Raw genomic sequence first — 448 nt, 5'->3', positions numbered from 1 at the left:
CGTGTACGCTTAGTCGCTTAACCTCACAACCCGAAGATGTTTCTTACGAACCATCATCGTGTTGCGAAAATTTGAGATACTCACGAACAACTTTCGTTGTTCAGTGTTTCAATTTTCAGCTTGATCCAGATTTTTAAAGAGCAAAACTTCGCAGTGAACCTTTGCAGGTACACTCTGAAGTATTTTTTATTTAATCACTACAGAGATGGTGGAGCTATGCGGGATCGAACCGCAGACCTCCTGCGTGCAAAGCAGGCGCTCTCCCAGCTGAGCTATAGCCCCATAACATGTAGTTAAAACCTCTTCAAATTTGCGGTGCAAATTTGGTAGGCCTGAGTGGACTTGAACCACCGACCTCACCCTTATCAGGGGTGCGCTCTAACCACCTGAGCTACAAGCCTGTAGAGGTTTTACTGCTCATTTTCATCAGACAATCTGTGTGAGCACT

2 tRNA genes are annotated in these 448 nt (G+C 45.3%); both read right to left on the bottom strand.

The annotated features are described in order from the left end of the window. Positions 1 to 206 precede the first annotated feature (206 nt). Positions 207 to 282: transfer RNA gene (locus BEA93_RS24710), tRNA-Ala, on the bottom strand. Between the two features lie 42 nt (positions 283 to 324). Next, positions 325 to 401, bottom strand: a tRNA-Ile gene (locus tag BEA93_RS24705). Positions 402 to 448: the final 47 nt, after the last annotated feature.

Origin of the sequence: Escherichia sp. MOD1-EC5950 (assembly GCF_002965345.1) — a bacterium.
GTDB classification, from domain to species: Bacteria; Pseudomonadota; Gammaproteobacteria; order Enterobacterales; family Enterobacteriaceae; genus Escherichia; species Escherichia marmotae.
This window is presented reverse-complemented; position numbering and strand designations above follow the sequence as displayed.